Raw genomic sequence first — 15,767 nt, 5'->3', positions numbered from 1 at the left:
GGGTTCCCCCTCAGGCCGGGGCACGGCTCGGCCGATATCCAGCCGGTGATCGTCGTCGCGCTCTTCGCCCTCGGGCTGCTCAGCGTGCCCTTGGCGGGCGGGAAGCTCGGACGAGTCGCGGACTTGCGGCTCCGGCGCTGGCCGGTGTTGCTCCTGGCGCTTGCCGTGCAGTTGATCGCCCTCAAGGCGCCCTTGCCGGTCGACATCGCCGCCGGCCTCAACCTCTCCAGCTACGCCCTGGGTGTCTGGTACCTGGCGGGCAACCTCCACATCCCCGGCATGTGGATCGTGGCTGTGGGCAGCGGCACCAACATCCTGGCCCTGATCGCCAACCGGGGGGTGATGCCTGCCACCGAAGGGGCCTTGGCCACAGCGGGCCTGCCTGCGACCGCCGGCGGCGGCTTCGTGAACTCCACGGAACTGCCTGACGCCCGCATCCAGTTCTTCGGCGACATCTTCGCCCTGCCCGAGTCGTTCCCCCTGCACAACGTCTTCAGCATCGGCGACATCTTCATCGTCCTCGGCGCCCTCATTGCCGTGCACCGGATCTGCGGGTCGCGCCTCGTGCCTACGGGCAGCAGCGACTTCCGGGAGCTGCGCCGCAACCGCTCCTTCGTGTCGCTCTGGCTCGCCCAGGGCGTGTCGAGCATGGGTGACTGGGTGTACACCATCGCCGTGGCCGCCAGCCTGGCGGGCCGCGATGCCAACCCGGCGACCTTCGCCACCATGCTCGTCGCCCAGGTCGGTCCCGCCGCCCTCATGGGCGCGGTCGGTGGGCCACTGGTGGACCGCCTGCCCCGCAAGGGCGTCATGATGATGAGCGACCTGCTACGCGGCCTCGCCGTGGCGTCGCTGTTCCTGTTCGGCACGCCGACGATCCCCCACCTCTACGCAGTGGCGGTGGCGCTCGGCGTCCTCGGCGCCCTGGCCCAGCCCGCCCTGCACGCCTCCCTCCCCAACGTCGTGCACCAGGACCAACTGGTGGCGGCAAACGGGTTGGTGGCCGCCACGTTCAACGGCGCCGTCATGGTGGGCCCGATGCTGGGCGGCATCCTCGTGTCGCGACTGGGCTTCGCGCCCGCAATCTTCATCAACGGGTTGTCGTTCATCGGCTCGGCCCTATTGGTGGCCCGCGTCCACCTCCCGCCGCAGCCGCCTTGCGACGACGACTGGCACCCCGTGGCCGAGCTGCGGGAGGGCTTCCGCTACATGGGCACAACGCCCATCGTCCGGGCCGTCATCGTGGTCATGGGCATCGTGATGCTGGCCGCCGCCGTGAAATCGCCCATCGAGCCGCTGTTCGTGCTGCGGGTGCTGCACGCCCGGCCCGAGATGCTCGGCTTCATCGGCGGAGCGTGGGGCATCGGCATGGTCGTCGGGTCGGTGCTGGCGCCGGGCGCGGCCCGCAAATGGCGGCGGGAGAACCTGCTGTGGGCGGGCGTCGCCATCGTCGGCGTGTCCGTGGTCGCCGCCGCCCAAGTCGGCGCCGTCATGGTCCTCCTGGTGCTGTGGCTGTTGGCCGGGGCGGGCAACGCCATCGGCACCGTCTGTTACGAGTCGCTGTTGCAGGAGCGCACTCCCGACGAGTTGCGCGGCCGGGTGTTCGCCGCTTCGGAGGCCGTGCTCGACACCGCGTTCCTGGGCGGCGTCGGCTTGGCGGCGTGGATGGGTTCCAGCCTTGGCGCCCGCAACGCCATCACCGTCGCCGGGTCGCTGTTCCTACTGGCTGCGTTGTTGAGCCGGGTGCTGCTGACCGAGCGCGCCTCAATAACCGTGTTCCGGGTCCACCAGCCCGACGAGGGGTCGGTTGTGCGCGAAGCGCTCGACGTTCTCGCGCACGCGGGCAGCGACGAGGGGGCGGGCCATCTCGGGGGTGTTGGCAGTGTGCGGGGTGAGCAAGCAGTTGGGCAGTTCCCAGAGCGGGTGCCCCTCCGGGAGCGGCTCGGGATCGGTGACATCCAGAGCGGCGCCGCCGATCCAGCCCTCGTGCAGCGCGCGCACGAGATCGGCAGTGACGACGTGTTCGCCACGCGCCACGTTGACAAGCCACGCATGAGATTCCATGGCCCGCAGCTCGGCCTCGCCGATGATGCCTTTGGTCTCGGGGGTGAGGGCGAGAGCGAGCACGACGAGGTCGGCCCCGGCGAGGACGTCGTGCAGCCGGTCAGGCGTGACCACGCGTGCCCGACCTGCGAGTGGCTGGGGCTGTCGCCTGACGACTGCTGCCTCAACGTCGAAGGGGGCGAGCAGGCGCAGCAACGATTCGGTGATGCCGCCGCCGCCCAGGATGGTGACGCGGCCACCCAGAAGGGTGCGCCCGCTGTAGCGGCCCCAGGAACGGGCGACCGTCCGCTCGTGGAGGTCCCGTAGGCCGTAGAGCCCGAGGGCCAATGCATGCTCGGCCACGGGGTCGGCATAGACGCCCTTGCCGCACGTCCACGTGCGGTCGTCGTCGAACAGGCGGGCTGCGGCGAAGCGCTCCACCCCCGCCCACAGCAGCTGCACCCAGGTGATGTGCGGCGCGGTGGCGAGCTCGTCGCGGAGGGGCTCGACGGCGAAGGGGTCGCACCAGAAGAGCGCCTCGGCCTCGGCAAGGGGCACCACCTGCCCGCCGCCCTGCTCGACGGCCTCGCCCATCCAGGCCCGGGTGCGGTCGGAGATCGTCTGGGGGCCGAGAGCGATGCGAGGGACGGTCATCGACTGGGGAGGATAGGGCCGCCGCTGCTATCGTCTTCCCCCCGTGGCGAACATCAAGAGCCAGATCAAGCGCAACCGACAGAACGAACGGCTCCGCCTTCGCAACAAGGCTGTGCGTTCGGAGATCAAGACCCGCGTGAAGAACGCGGTGTCGTCGGCCGAGTCCGGTGCCGAGACGAGCGCCGACGCGCTGCGCCTGGCCGTCAAGCGGCTCGACATGGCGGCGGCCAAGGGCGTGATCCACAAGAACCAGGCCTCCAACCGCAAGTCGCGGCTGATGAAGCGAATCGCCAAGCTCAACGCTTCTTCGTAAGCCTCTTTACGAATCTTCGGACGATGGCGCCCTCGGGGCGTCATCTTTCGCGTCAGGGGCTCCGTACACTCGATTGTGATGCGTCGATTGGTGGTCTCGTTGGCCGTCGGCCTCGGGGGGATGGCACTCCTGCTGGTGGGCTTGAGCTGGGACGCGCTGCTCCACGCCGCCGATCCCGGCTTGGCCGGACGGGAGGGGTTGTTCACCGCCTCCAACCCGGGCCACGTGCTGTTGGCGCTGGGCATCGCCGTCACGTTGGTGGGCTTGTTGTCCGCCGGCGACGCCGCGCTGGCCGTGCAGGCGGGCGGATCGTGGGGACGAGGCGGCCTGCGCCGAGTGGCGGCAGGCGTGAGCGTGCTGGTGGTGGGCGCCACCGCGTTCACGGGCGTGTGGGCGGCCCGGGCCGGGCACGACGGCGGGCACGAGACGGCTGCGCACGACAACGGGCACGGGCATGAGCCCGCAGCGGTCCCGGTGGCGGTAACGCCCCCGGCGCCGGCGGCACACGCCGACGGCCACGGCCACGGTGCGGCCGGCAATGCGAGCGGCGCCACGCCGGAGCAGCGGGCGACGGCCGACCGGCTGCTGGCCGAGACCAAGGCGGGCGCCAAGCGTTGGGCGTCGCAGGCGAACGCCCGAGCCGACGGGTTCCGGCCCATCACGCCGGTGTGGAACGGCATCCAGCACTGGCACAACCAGCGGTTCCACACGGACGGCAAGGTGCTCGATCCTGCGGCCCCCGAGGAGCTGATCTACGCCTCCACCTCGCGTGGGCCGGTGCTGGTGGCCGCCATGTACGTGATGCCCGAGGTCGGACAGCCCGGGCCCAAGGTGGGCGGGCCGCTCACCGTGTGGCATGCGCACGACGACCTGTGCTTCACCCCCGACGCCATGGTGGTCGGCTTCGCCCGGCCCAACTGCCCGGCGGGCTCGGTGAACCTGCCCACGCCCGAGATGCTCCACGTGTGGGTCGTCGACAATCCCGACGGGCCGTTCGCCCCGGAGATGTCGCCCACCGCCCTGGTGGCGGTCGCAGAAGGCTGACGCCGCCCGGATAGGTACTCCGGCGGGCCGCAGGGAGCGCGGGCCTACTGGCGCACGTTCAACGCCGCCGGGCGCCTGCGTGGGCGCCGCGCTTGGCCGCGGGCGGGCGAGGCACCAGCCGGCTCAGGCGGGCGACCAGCACTTCGAGGACGAGGTAGTCGGGCCACGCCTTGGCGCCCCGCAGGTCGAGGTCGGCGTCGGCCAGCCAGCCGATGGCCTTGGCGATGCCCGCCGACTGCAGGCGACGGGCCTGGTTCATGGCCTTCTTGGCCGGGAACGGGGAGGTGCCGAGCAGCGCGGCGGCTTCGTTCTCGTCACGGACGCCCGCCCCGTCGAGCTTCAACATCGCCTGGTAGTGGCGGTGGAGGGTGGCGAGCACGACCAGCGGATGGCGCTCCCCCGCCGCCAGCATGCGGTGCAGGTACGACAACGCACCCTCGGTGTCGCCCGCGTCGATGGCGTCGGTGAGGTCCCACGGCGCCACGCCGCCTGCTTGGCCGAGGAACGGGGCGATCTCGTCGAGGCCGATGGAGGCGCCTTCGCCGTAGGCCGCCGCCAAGGATTCCAGCAGGTTGTTGAGCCGCCCCATGTCCTCGCCGAGGTGCTCGCCCACCAGCGCTCCGGCGGCGGCGTCGAGGCGCACCGGGCCTTCGTGGAGGCGGCTTGTCAGCCACGAGGTGCGGGCCTTGGCGCTGCTGGGCACGGTGGCGTCGACGACCTTGCCGACCTTCTTGACCGCGTTGACGAGCTTCTGCGAGACCTGGCCGCCGCCTGCGGTGAGCACCAGTGACGTGGTCGGCAACGGGTCGGCCAGCCACTTGATCAACGGCTCCAGCTCGTCGGAGCGGAAGCGGCCGACCTCGCGGACCACCACCACCCGGCGGTCACCGAGGAACGGAGGGGTGAGGCAGGCGTCCACGATGGCGGCGACCTGGACGTCTTCGCTTGAGAGGTCTTCGACCGCCATGGTGTCGTCGCCCGCCAGCTCGCGCACGAGCTTGCGGACCTCTTCGACGACCAGCGCCGGGTCGTCGCCCTTGACGTACCAGGCGTTCACGCTGCCTCCATCACTGCGGCCAGGACGTCGCACACGCGACGAGCCCCCCGCACGTCGTGGGCTCGGATGATCCGACAGCCGCGGGCCACGCCGACGGCCGTAGCCGCCAACGACGCCTCGCGGCGGTCGCCCACCTCGAGGTCGAGCAGGCGCCCGAGAAAGGTCTTGTTGGAGGCCGACAGCAGGACCGGGTAGCCGAGCGCGGCAAGGCGGTCGGACGCGTGCAAGAGCACGACCGACTGTTCCCAGGTCTTGCCGAGGTCGAGGCCGGCGTCGAGCACGATGCGCTCGGCGGGGATGCCCAGGTCCTCGGCCCGACGGGCGCGCTCGACCAAGAAGTCGCACACGGCGGCGACCACGTCGTCGTAGTGCGGCTCCGGGTCGGGGATGCGCGGCCCCAGTCGGATGTGGGTGGCGATGACCGTGGCACCGGCCTTGGCCGCCACCGTGAGGTAGTCGGGATCGGCGAACCCGCTGATGTCGTTGCCCACGCAGGCGCCCGCGGCGAAGGAAGCCTCGGCCACCGAGGCCCGCCAGGTGTCGACCGATATGGGGATGTCGAAGCGGGCGTGCAGCAGCTCGACGGCCGGGACGACCCGGTCGAGCTCCTCTTGCTCGCCTACTTCGGGGCCGGGGCCCGCCTTGACCCCACCGACGTCGAGGAAGTCGGCGCCCTCGGCCACGAGCCGTTCCGCTCGGGCCAGGAAGCTGTCCAGATCGAAGTAGGCGCCCTTGTCGTAGAAGGAGTCGGGCGTGCGGTTGAGGATGCCCATGACCAGGGCGCGGGTGGTGATGTCGAAGCTCCGCTCGCCGAGGGTGAGGCGCACGGGCCGAACGTACACGCGGGTACGGCGGCGGCGAGGCAGACGGCGAGGGCACCTCCGGCGGCGACCACCTTGGGCAGGCGCCGGCGCGCTCGCGCCCCGATCACCGCGAGCGCGAGGAGTGCCGCGACATGCGCGGCCTCGAAGCTGCCCAGGCCCAACGCCGCCGCGTGGTGCGCAACCCCTTCGACCCAGCCGAGCATGAGCCGGGTGGGCAGGTGGAGGACGGCGGCGACCGCCCCGCCGACCATGCCGGCCACGAGGCCCGCGCCCATGCCCCACATCATGAGCGGGCCCGCCACCGGCCCAGCGAGCAGGTTGGCCGGCGTCGACACCACCGGCAGGCCGCCGAAGATCGGCAGCAGCACCGGCGCGACGCCCACCTGCGCCGCCAGCGTGACGGCCACCGGCAGCGGCACCCGCCGTCGCACGAGCCGGGGGGTGACCAGGGCGATGCCGGCGCACGCACCCACCGAGAGCAGGAAGCCGACCGAACCCACCAGCAACGGGTCGACGAGCAGGAGGGCGGCGACAGCCACGGCGAGGACGCGTACGGCCGAGATCGGTCGCCCGGCCGCGGCGGCGACGAGCGTGACCGCGGCCATGGCCTCGGCCCGCAGCACAGACGGCTCCCACCTGGTGAGCACACCGAACAAGGCGAGCACGGCGAGAGCAACGACCACCCGACTCCGCAGCCCCAGGAATGCCAGCAGCGGCGTCGCCAAGGCGAGGACGAACGCCACGTTCTGGCCCGAGACGGCGAGCAGGTGCGCGAGCCCGGCGTCGCGGAACTCCTCGACGATTGTCGTCGGCTGGCGACGGTCGTCGCCGAGCACGATGCCCGCGAACATGGCCTGCTGTCCCTGCGGGAACGACGCCACGCCCCGGAGGAGCAGCCGCCGGACGGCGTTGCCCGCACGAGCGGGCGGCGACCCGCCGTCGAGCGGCGCCAGGGAGTCAAGCCGCAGCCGAGCCCCCACGTGGCGCCGCAACAGGTACTGGCGACGGAGGCCCGTCAGCGGGCTGCGTCGCCCGCTCACCACGGCGCGCTCGCCCGCCGACCGTGCCCGGAGGGCGGCCGCCGCCTTGGGCGAGGCCCACGCCTCGTAACGCCGGCCCTCGAGACGCACCTCTGCTCGGGTGCCGCCGCGCACGTCGACAGGATCGGTCACCAGCGTGGCGATTCCCTCAGCCGTGCCGCTCGTGGGGGCGGCGGCGAGGCCCGCCCAGGAGCGAGCGCCCAGGCCGGAGGCGAGGACGCCCGCCGTCAGCAGGAGCAGCACGGGGCGACGCGCCGCCAGTGCGGCCAGTGCCGCGACACCCACCGCCACCAGGGAAACCGGCGCGGGGCGCGCCAGCCACGCACCGACACCGATGGCGACGACCACCGCCACCATGGCGCGGTCGGACAACACCCGCATCGCCGGTGGCTCGGGCACTGGCGGCGGCACACCGCCTGGGTCGATTGCTGCGGCCCCGGCACCGAGCGGCGCGCCTGGCGATGGCGCCGGGGCGGGCGACGCAACGGAGAGATCGAGCCCGGGCAGAGCGGCCGCTTCCGTTCCTGCGGCACCGGGCGCGTGGCATCGGCCGACGGCCCCCGACATCGGCACACCCGTCGGTCCGGGCGATGGCGCCACCTCGGAGGCCACCGCAGGTTCCGACGGCGGCGAGCCAGGCGGGTTCCAGCCGAGGCGGCGACGGCCGGTCACGTGTACACCAGCTTTTCCAGCGCGGCCAGCTTGGCCTCGCCGATGCCGCGCACTTCGAGCAGCTCGCGCACCGACCGGAACGGTCCGTGGCGGGTGCGGTAGTCGACGATGGCCCGCGCCGTCGACGGCCCCACGCCGGGCAGCGCCTCCAGTTGCTCGACCGTGGCCGTGTTGAGGTTGACCCGCGCCGGGACGCTCGGGCGGCCCCCGGCCCCAGGCGCAGCAGTTGGTGGTGGTGGCTCCGCCTCCCCTCGGCGCGGCACGTAGACCCGCTCGCCGTCGGCCACGGGCGCGGCCAGGTTCAGCCGGTCGAGGTCGGCATCGGCCGTGGCCGACCCGGCGGCGGCCACGGCATCGGCCACCCGGGAGCCTCCCGGCACGCGATAGAGCCCGGGCTTGGCCACCGCCCCCGCCACGTGCACGACAACCTCGGCGGACACCACCGACGTGGACGACGCAGGCGACGCCGCCCCCGCTCGGGGCATCGTCGACTCCACGGGTACCCCGGCCCCCGCCCCTCCGGCGGCACCCACCGCCCACCCGAGCCCGCCGACAGCAACCACCACCACGAGCAGCGCGGCGGCTGCCACTTGCCACGCCTCGAAGGGCAGGACTTCCATGCGCTCACGCAGCGAGCGCCACCACGACACGTCGGGCACACCACTCCCCTCGCCAGGATGGACAACGAAGGGGGAAGTAAGTGCGAGCCCGAGGTTACTCAGGGGGTGTGACAGCTAACAGGGGTCGCGAGGCATCGCGGCCCACCCAGACGGCCTCGACCTCGAAGGGGATGCGCCAGTACGCCGCCCGGTGCCCGTAGCCCCGCAGCCGGAGGCGCAGGTAGTCGCCCAGGTAGCGGCGCAGGAAGCCGACGATGCCGTGCCTGCGCCACTGCTCGACGTGCACCGCCTCGTGACGCAGCAACGGTGCCGAGCCCGCCGCCGAGCGCCGCACGATCACCAGGGACCCCAGCGTGACGGCGTCGGAGCCGGGCGGCACCGGCCCCCCGACCCACACGCGGGCACCGGGCGGCAGGACGGCGCGGGCCTCAGAAGAGGCGGGCAGTGAGCGCCTTCCGGTACTGCGCCGTGCGAGGGTCGTCGGGGCCGAGCAACTCCAACAGGTCGACGAAACGCTGGCGGGCGTCGTCGTCGTCCTTCACCCGGTCGAGCAAGGCGTCGAGCTCGGCCGTGCGGTCGTCGTCGGCACCGGACCCCGCACCCGCGGAGCCCTCCGGCGAACTCGACGCCACGCGGGCCAAGGCGGCGACTCGCCGGGTCTCGCCGGTCTCGGGGATGCGGGCCAACAGCGACAGCGCCTCCTCGGGCGCACCGGTGCCGACCAGCAGCTCGGCCAGCGCCACCACCGCGCCCGGATGATCGGAGTCGAGCTCCAGCGCGCGGCGCAGCGACGCCTCGTCGCCTTTCTCCACCAACAGGTCGGCCTCCGACTTCGACGGCACCAACCCCTCCACGAACGCACGCACCTGGTGCTCGGGCAACGCCCCGATGAACGAGTCGACGACCTTGCCGCCCGCCAGCGCGAACACGGCGGGGATCGACTGCACGCGGAAGGCACCGGCCACTGCCGGGTTGGCGTCGACGTCGACCTTGGCCAACTCGACGCGGCCCTCGGTCTCGCCGATCACCTTCTCGAGGATGGGCCCCAGCGTGCGGCACGGGCCGCACCACGCCGCCCACAGGTCGACGACGACGGGCACCTCGTGCGAGCGCGTGAGAACCAGTTCTTCGAAGGTCGCGTCGGTTACGTCAGCCATGGGCCAGATAGGTTTTCACACATGTCCGAGATCGAAGGCATAGACGGCGAACGGGTCAGCGCCTGGTTCACGCAGAACATTCCCGGCAGCACTCCGCCCCTCACCTTCGACCTGATCGCGGGCGGGCGGTCGAACCTGACCTTCAAGGTCACCGACAGCGCAGGCCGCGAGTACGTGCTGCGGCGCCCGCCCACCAGCCACGTGTTGCCCACCGCCCACGACATGGCCCGCGAGCACCGCATCATCGCCGCCCTGCAGCACACGCCCGTCCCCGTGGCGCCACCCCTCGGCTTCTGCGACGACGAGTCGGTGAACGGCCGCCCCTTCTACGTCATGGAGTACGTCGAGGGCCACGTCCTGCGTGACGCACCGATGGCGGAGAAGTTGCTCGACGAACACGCCCGGCGCACGGCCGGCGAATCCCTGGTCGACGTGCTGCTCGACATCCACGCCGTCGACGTCGACGCTGTGGGCCTCGGTGAACTCGGCCGCCGCGAGGGCTACATCGAGCGCCAGCTCAAGCGCTGGTACGGCCAGTTCAAGCAGTCGAACGAGATGACCGGTCGGTCTGTGCCCGTGGTCGACGAGGTGTACGACTTCCTCTCTACCCACATCCCCGCCCAGGGGCCGGCGGCGATCGTGCACGGCGACTACCGCCTCGACAACACCATCCTCGGCGAGGACGGCCGGGTGCGGGCCGTCCTCGACTGGGAGATCTGCACCCTCGGTGATCCGCTCGCCGACCTCGGCCTCCTCATGGTCTATTGGTCCGAGCCCGAGGACGACTCCACCCCGCTGGGCTCGTCGCCGACCACGGCGCCCGGCTTCGCCCGCCGCGCCGAACTGGTGGAGCGTTACGCCAAGGGCAGCGACCGCGACCTGTCGAAGGTCGACTTCTACGTGGCCTTCGGCTACTGGAAGCTGGCCTGCATCCTCGAAGGGGTCTACGCCCGCTACGCAGGCGGCGCCATGGGCGGCGACCGTTCGGGCTTCGAGGCCTTCGCCGAGCAGGTCGGCCGCTTGGCCCAGGCCGCCAAGGAGTCGACGACCCGGCTGTGAGCCTCTACGAGCTGTCGACGCCGCCGGGGGACCTCGACGCGCCTGTCCTCGTCGTGGGCCTCGACGGCTGGATCGATGCCGGCCTGGGCGGCTCGGTGGCGTCCGACCACCTGCTCACCACAGTGCCCACCGAGGTGCTGGCCCGCTTCGACAACGACGCGTTGGTCGACCACCGCGCCCGACGGCCCACGTTGCGCATCGAGGACGGCGTGAACCGCGGCATCACCTGGCCCGAGATCGAGCTCCGGGTGGGGCAGGACCGCACAGGGGCATGGATCCTCGTGCTGTCAGGCCCCGAGCCCGACATGCAGTGGCATGCCTTCACCCGTGCTGTGGCGGACCTGGCCACGGACCTGGGCGTGCGGCTGGCCTGCGGCCTCGGCGCCTTCCCGGCACCGGTCCCCCACACCCGGCCGGTGCGGCTGGTGGCCACCGCGACCAACCAGGCCCTGGCCGACCGCGTCGGGTTCATGCCCGGGATCATCGAGGTGCCCGCCGGGATCGGCGCCGCCTTGGAACAGGCCTTCGCCGCCGTCGGCATCGACGCCGTGGGCCTTTGGGCGCGGGTGCCGCACTACGTGTCGGCCATGCCCTACCCGGCGGCCAGCGCCGCCCTGCTCGACGGCCTGGCCGACCTCGCCGGGCTCGAGCTCGACGCCCGCGAACTGCACTCGACGGCGCTCGGCACGGCCACGCGCATCGACGCCCTCATCGCCAACAGCGACGACCACGCGGCGATGGTGCACCAGCTCGAGACATCGCACGACACCACAGAGCTGGGCCCCCCGCTCGACCCGACGCGGCTGCCCTCGGGCGACGAGATCGCCGCAGAGTTGGAGCGCTTCCTCCGCGGCGAGGAATGATGCGGGCCATGAAGATCGACGCAGGGATCGGGCCCGACCTCACCAAAGCGGTGGAGAGCGCTCGGCAGGCAGAAGCAACCGGCTACGACGGCATCTGGTCGGCCGAGACCAACAGCGACCCGTTCCTGCCGTTGCTGCTGGCCGCCGAGCACACCGAGCGCATCGAGATCGGTACCGGCATCGCCGTGGCCTTCGCCCGCAGCCCCATGACCACGGCCGCCCAAGCGCACGCCCTCCAGAACTACTCGCAGGGGCGGTTCCTCCTCGGCCTGGGCAGCCAGATCAAGCCCCACATCGAGAAGCGCTTCAGCATGCCGTGGTCGCACCCGGCGCCCCGCATGCGCGAGTTCATCCTCGCCCTGCGCGCCATCTGGGACTGCTGGAACAACGGCACCAAGCTGGACTTCCGCGGCGAGTTCTACTCCCACACCCTCATGACGCCGTTCTTCACGCCGCCCGCCTCGCCGAACGGCCCGCCGCAGGTCTTCTTGGCCGCAGTGGGCGAGAAGATGACCGAGGTCGTGGGCGAGGTGGCCGACGGCATGCTCGTGCACGGCTTCACCACCAAGCGCTACCTGCGCGAGGTGACGATGGGGGCGCTGGAACGAGGCGCGGCCAAGGCGGACAAGACGGCAGCCGACATCCAACTCTCGCTGCCGTGCTTCATCGTCACCGGCGCCGACGACGAGTCGACGGCGGCCGCCGACCAAGCGGTGCGCCAGCAGATCGCCTTCTACGGCTCCACGCCCGCCTACCGCGGCGTGCTCGAGTTGCACGGGTGGGGCGACCTGCAGACCGAGCTCAACGTCCTGTCGAAGCAAGGGCAGTGGAAGGAGATGGGCGAGGCGGTCACCGACGACGTGTTGCACGCCTTTGCCGTCGTCGCCGAGCCCGACGACGTGGCCGACGGGCTGCACAAGCGCTTCGGCGACATCGTGCACCGGCTGAGCTTCTACACGCCCTACGCGGTGGACGACGAGATCACCGCGCATGTGGTGGAACGCCTCAAGAACCGCTGAATCATCAAAAAAGGGGCTAAAGCCCCAGCGTCCGCGTGCCGACACACGGCGAAGGGAGTCGTCCGAACCCCCTTGATGCGGAGTACGGCGTGGCGGAGAACGGTCGCACATCGGGCGGGGGGATCGACAGCCGGAGCGCTGTCCTGGTCGTCGACGACGACCGCTCCATCCGTCGGTTGTTGGCTGCAGCGCTGGGCCTGGCCGGCTTCCGCACCGTCGAGGCGTCGCACGGCGCCGAAGCGCTTGAGATCCTGCGGCACCAGTCGTTCGACGCCGTGCTGCTCGACAACCACATGCCGGAGATGGGTGGCCTGGAAGTCGTCGTCGCCCTCCGCGCCCGGCCTGAGACGAGGACGCTGCCGATCATCCTGGTGACGGCCGACGACGACGTGTCGGACCGAGTGCGTGGCCTGCAGGCGGGCGCCGACGACTACGTGATCAAGCCCTTCCACCCCGACGAGCTGGTGGCCCGCGTGCGGGCGCAGCTGCGCGGGCAGCGGGCGTGGAGCGAAGTCGTGGAGCGCCAGCTTCGCGAGCGCTCGGCCATCGCCGGCGCCCTGTGCCGCGTCAACCCCGACTCCAGCCCGGAAGGCACGGCGGAGTTGGTGTGCAGTGAGCTTCGGTCCCTTCGGGGGCTGGCAGGCGCCGCCCTCATCGTGTTCCTGAGCGACGGCTTGGCCGTGCCGCTCGCCGTGCAGGACTTGAGCGCGTGGGGCATGGAGGCGGGCCGTCCGCTCCCCCGTCCCCTGGCCCGTTACCTGGAGGCCAGGGCGGGCGAAGGCCCGTGGCTCGAACGGGAGACCGGCGTCGCCGCCGCCACAACCATGGCGTCGATCGGCGGCAGGGTCGTCGCCTGCGCGCCCATGCGCCGGGCGGGCGAGCCCCTCGGCCTGTTGGCACTGGCGGCGTCGCCGACGTCGGCAACAGGCGACGAACCCGGTGCCGCGCTGGCCGCCGCCATCGACTTCGCCACCATCGCCGCCGAGCTGTTGGCGCCGTCGTTGCTCCAACAGGGAGAACGCCAACAGCGCCGCTCCCGCCTCGAAGACGTGCTGCGCACCCGCGCCTTCTCCCCCGTCTTCCAGCCCATCGTCGAACTGCGCGGCGCGCAGGTGATCGGCTTCGAAGCGCTGACCCGCTTCGACGACGGCACCCGGCCCGACTCCCGCTTCGCCGAGGCGTCCGCCCTCGACCGCGGCATCGAACTGGAACGGGCGACCATGGTCGCCGCCATCGGAGCGGCACCGTCGCTGCCCCGCAACGTGTGGCTCAGCCTCAACGTGTCGCCGCCGCTCGTGCTCACACCGGGCGTGCTGGAAGAGACGCTGCAGTCGGTGGGCCGGCCCCTGGTGCTGGAGCTCACCGAGCACGACCGGGTGGAGGACTACCAGTCGTTGCGACGGGCCCTGCGGCGGCTGGGCGACAACGTGCGCCTGAGCGTCGACGATGCGGGGTCGGGCTTTGCCAGCCTGCGCCACGTCCTCGCCTTGGAACCCGCCTTCGTGAAGCTCGACCACACGTGGGTCAGCGGCATCCACCGCGACCCCGCCCGCCGGGCGCTGGTGGCAGGGCTCACCCACTTCGCCCAGCAGACCGGCTGCGTCCTCATCGCCGAGGGCGTCGAGACCGAACCCGAGTTGGAAGTGCTGCAGGAGCTGGCCGTCGACCTGGGACAGGGCTTCCTCTTCGGCCGCCCCGCCCCGGTCGGCGCACCCGCCTAGTTACGCGATGCGCAGGTCGTTCTCCAGGTAGCGCTCCCGGCACAACGAGCGCTGGAGCTTGCCCGACGACGTCTTGGGCAGCGTGCCCGCCTCCACCAGCACCACGTCGCCGGGGGGCAGGCCGATGGCCTCACGCACTCGCACCGCCACCGCGTCGCGGATGGTGTTGGCCTCGTTGCCCGACTTGGTCTCGGCCACCACCACCAGGGCCTCCTGGCCTCGGCGGCCTTCGACGCCGAAGGCGATGACGTTGCCCGCCCGCACGCCGTCGACGTTGGCCACGGCGCGCTCGACGTCCTCGGGGAAGACGTTGCGGCCGCCCACGATGATCATGTCCTTGATGCGGCCACAGATGACCAGCTCGCCGTCGACCAGGTAGCCGAGGTCGCCGGTGCGCAGCCACCCGTCGTGGAAAGCGGCCGCGGTGGCGTCGGGGCGCTTGTAGTAGCCGGGGGTGACCGACGTGCCCCGGATCTCCAGTTCACCGACTTCGCGCTCGTCCATGACGTCGCCGGTGGCGGGATCGCAGATGCGGAACTCCAGCCCGGGAACAGGGCGGCCCAGCTTGGCCAGCCTGCGCACCCCGTCTTCTGCGGCAGGGTCGGCCGGCGCCGCGTAACGCTCGGTGTCGAGGGCGACCTTGTCGACCACGTCCATGCGCACACCGGTGCCGGGTTCGGGAAAGGCGCCGCCGATGGCGACCTCGGCCATGCCGAAGGCGGGGAAGGCAGCCCGGCGGTCGAAGCCGTGACGTTCGGCGGCTTCACAGAAGGCGTCCATGGTGGCGGGGTCGACGGGCTCGGCGCCGTTGAGGGCGACCCGCCAGCGCGACAGGTCGAGGCCGTCGAGGCGCCGCAGCGCACGGGCCGCCAGCGCGTAGGAGAAGTTGGGGCCTGCGGTGGCAGTGGCGCGGTACTCGCTCATCCACTCCATCCAGCGAGCGGGCGCGGCCATGAAGTCCTGCGGGGCGCCGAGCACCAGGTCGGTGCCGGTGATCATGGGCAGGGTCAGGCAGCCGATCAGGCCCATGTCGTGGTAGAGCGGCAGCCACGAGACGAGCACGTCGTCGGCGGGGTCGAGCTTGGCCGCTTGGGCCACGGCGTCGAGGTTGGCCACGACCACGCGGTGGGGCAGCATCACGCCCTTGGGGTCGGCAGTGGAGCCGCTGGTGAACTGCAGGATGGCAAGGTCGTCGGCATCGGTCTGCGGGCGCTTGTACGCCTCGGCCGGAGCACCGTCGACTACGTCGCCGAGCAGCACGAGCGGCGGGTCCCCGGGCAGCGGTTCGATGAAGGCGGCCAGGTCGCCGTCGACCAGCACCACGTCGGAGTCGGCGCCGTGGATGCGCAGCCGGGTCTGGAGGACGAACTCGTCGAGCGAGCCGAGCCGCATGGGCAGGGGCAGCACCACCACGGTGGCGCCGATGAGCCAGGTGGCCTGGATGGCAGTGACCAGTTCGCGGGTGGTGGGGCCGAGCAAGGCGACGTGCGAGCCGTTGCCGAGGCCCCTGGCCTGGAGCGCCGCCCCGGTGGCCTTGGCCTCCTCGTGAAGCTGTGCCCAACTCACCCGCTGCACCGGATCGCTGCCTACGAAAGTGATGCTTCCGCCGCGTTCGATGGCGCGCTCGATGCGCGAACAGAGTGTGGTCATGGCCCTTGGACCGATGGCCGCGGCAGTTGGT

14 protein-coding genes are annotated in these 15,767 nt (G+C 71.8%); 7 read left to right on the top strand and 7 right to left on the bottom strand.

Going from position 1 to position 15,767, the window contains the following annotated elements:
- Window positions 1-45: 45 nt before the first annotated feature.
- The 3 genes from VM938_06240 (at window position 46) to VM938_06230 (ending at window position 4,054) form a co-directional block, all read left to right on the top strand.
- Window positions 46-2,370 (top strand): MFS transporter, encoded by a 2,325-nt coding sequence (locus tag VM938_06240; protein HVF74630.1) that lies wholly within the window; start codon window positions 46-48, stop codon window positions 2,368-2,370.
- Between the two features lie 370 nt (window positions 2,371-2,740).
- Complete coding sequence (gene rpsT / locus VM938_06235) at window positions 2,741-3,010, top strand: 30S ribosomal protein S20 (GenBank protein ID HVF74629.1); 270 nt, start codon at window positions 2,741-2,743, stop codon at window positions 3,008-3,010.
- Between the two features lie 78 nt (window positions 3,011-3,088).
- A complete protein-coding gene (locus VM938_06230; protein HVF74628.1) occupies window positions 3,089-4,054 on the top strand; it encodes a hypothetical protein in 966 nt (321 codons plus the stop codon).
- A gap of 58 nt (window positions 4,055-4,112) precedes the next feature.
- Here the strand turns inward: VM938_06230 and holA are convergent, their stop codons facing one another.
- From holA to VM938_06200, 6 genes are all read right to left on the bottom strand, one after another.
- Window positions 4,113-5,111, bottom strand: a complete 999-nt coding sequence (gene holA / locus VM938_06225) for a DNA polymerase III subunit delta (protein ID HVF74627.1) — start codon at window positions 5,109-5,111, stop codon at window positions 4,113-4,115.
- The gene (gene folP / locus VM938_06220) at window positions 5,108-5,827 is read right to left on the bottom strand and encodes a dihydropteroate synthase (protein HVF74626.1); all 720 of its coding nucleotides are present in this window, start codon (window positions 5,825-5,827) and stop codon (window positions 5,108-5,110) included. Before folP ends, holA begins: the two co-directional genes overlap by 4 nt.
- Window positions 5,731-7,356 (bottom strand): ComEC/Rec2 family competence protein, encoded by a 1,626-nt coding sequence (locus VM938_06215; protein ID HVF74625.1) that lies wholly within the window; start codon window positions 7,354-7,356, stop codon window positions 5,731-5,733. The genes folP and VM938_06215 overlap by 97 nt, the downstream gene beginning before the upstream one ends.
- Window positions 7,357-7,643: 287 nt before the next feature.
- A complete protein-coding gene (locus VM938_06210; GenBank protein HVF74624.1) occupies window positions 7,644-8,306 on the bottom strand; it encodes a helix-hairpin-helix domain-containing protein in 663 nt (220 codons plus the stop codon).
- Window positions 8,307-8,361: 55 nt separating this feature from the next.
- Window positions 8,362-8,664 carry a hypothetical protein gene (locus VM938_06205; protein ID HVF74623.1) on the bottom strand — a complete coding sequence of 101 codons (303 nt, stop codon included), beginning with the start codon at window positions 8,662-8,664 and terminating at the stop codon, window positions 8,362-8,364.
- Window positions 8,665-8,695: 31 nt separating this feature from the next.
- The gene (locus VM938_06200) at window positions 8,696-9,424 is read right to left on the bottom strand and encodes a tetratricopeptide repeat protein (protein HVF74622.1); all 729 of its coding nucleotides are present in this window, start codon (window positions 9,422-9,424) and stop codon (window positions 8,696-8,698) included.
- Window positions 9,425-9,445: 21 nt separating this feature from the next.
- On the opposite strand from VM938_06200, the gene VM938_06195 reads away from it, so the two are divergent.
- From VM938_06195 to VM938_06180, 4 genes are all read left to right on the top strand, one after another.
- Window positions 9,446-10,483, top strand: coding sequence for a phosphotransferase family protein (locus VM938_06195; protein ID HVF74621.1), 1,038 nt, complete (start codon window positions 9,446-9,448; stop codon window positions 10,481-10,483).
- On the top strand, window positions 10,480-11,346 hold the full coding sequence (locus tag VM938_06190) for a PAC2 family protein (GenBank protein HVF74620.1): 867 nt from the start codon (window positions 10,480-10,482) through the stop codon (window positions 11,344-11,346). Before VM938_06195 ends, VM938_06190 begins: the two co-directional genes overlap by 4 nt.
- Window positions 11,347-11,354: 8 nt before the next feature.
- A complete protein-coding gene (locus VM938_06185) occupies window positions 11,355-12,365 on the top strand; it encodes an LLM class F420-dependent oxidoreductase (GenBank protein ID HVF74619.1) in 1,011 nt (336 codons plus the stop codon).
- 89 nt (window positions 12,366-12,454) lie between these two features.
- Complete coding sequence (locus VM938_06180) at window positions 12,455-14,086, top strand: EAL domain-containing protein (GenBank protein HVF74618.1); 1,632 nt, start codon at window positions 12,455-12,457, stop codon at window positions 14,084-14,086.
- Here the strand turns inward: VM938_06180 and VM938_06175 are convergent, their stop codons facing one another.
- Window positions 14,087-15,736, bottom strand: a complete 1,650-nt coding sequence (locus VM938_06175) for a fatty acyl-AMP ligase (GenBank protein ID HVF74617.1) — start codon at window positions 15,734-15,736, stop codon at window positions 14,087-14,089.
- Window positions 15,737-15,767: the final 31 nt, after the last annotated feature.

The organism is Acidimicrobiales bacterium, from assembly GCA_035536915.1.
In the GTDB taxonomy this organism is placed as follows: domain Bacteria; phylum Actinomycetota; class Acidimicrobiia; order Acidimicrobiales; family JAHWLA01; genus JAHWLA01.
Note: the sequence above shows the minus strand (reverse complement) of the source record. Positions and strands in the feature narration are given on the sequence as shown.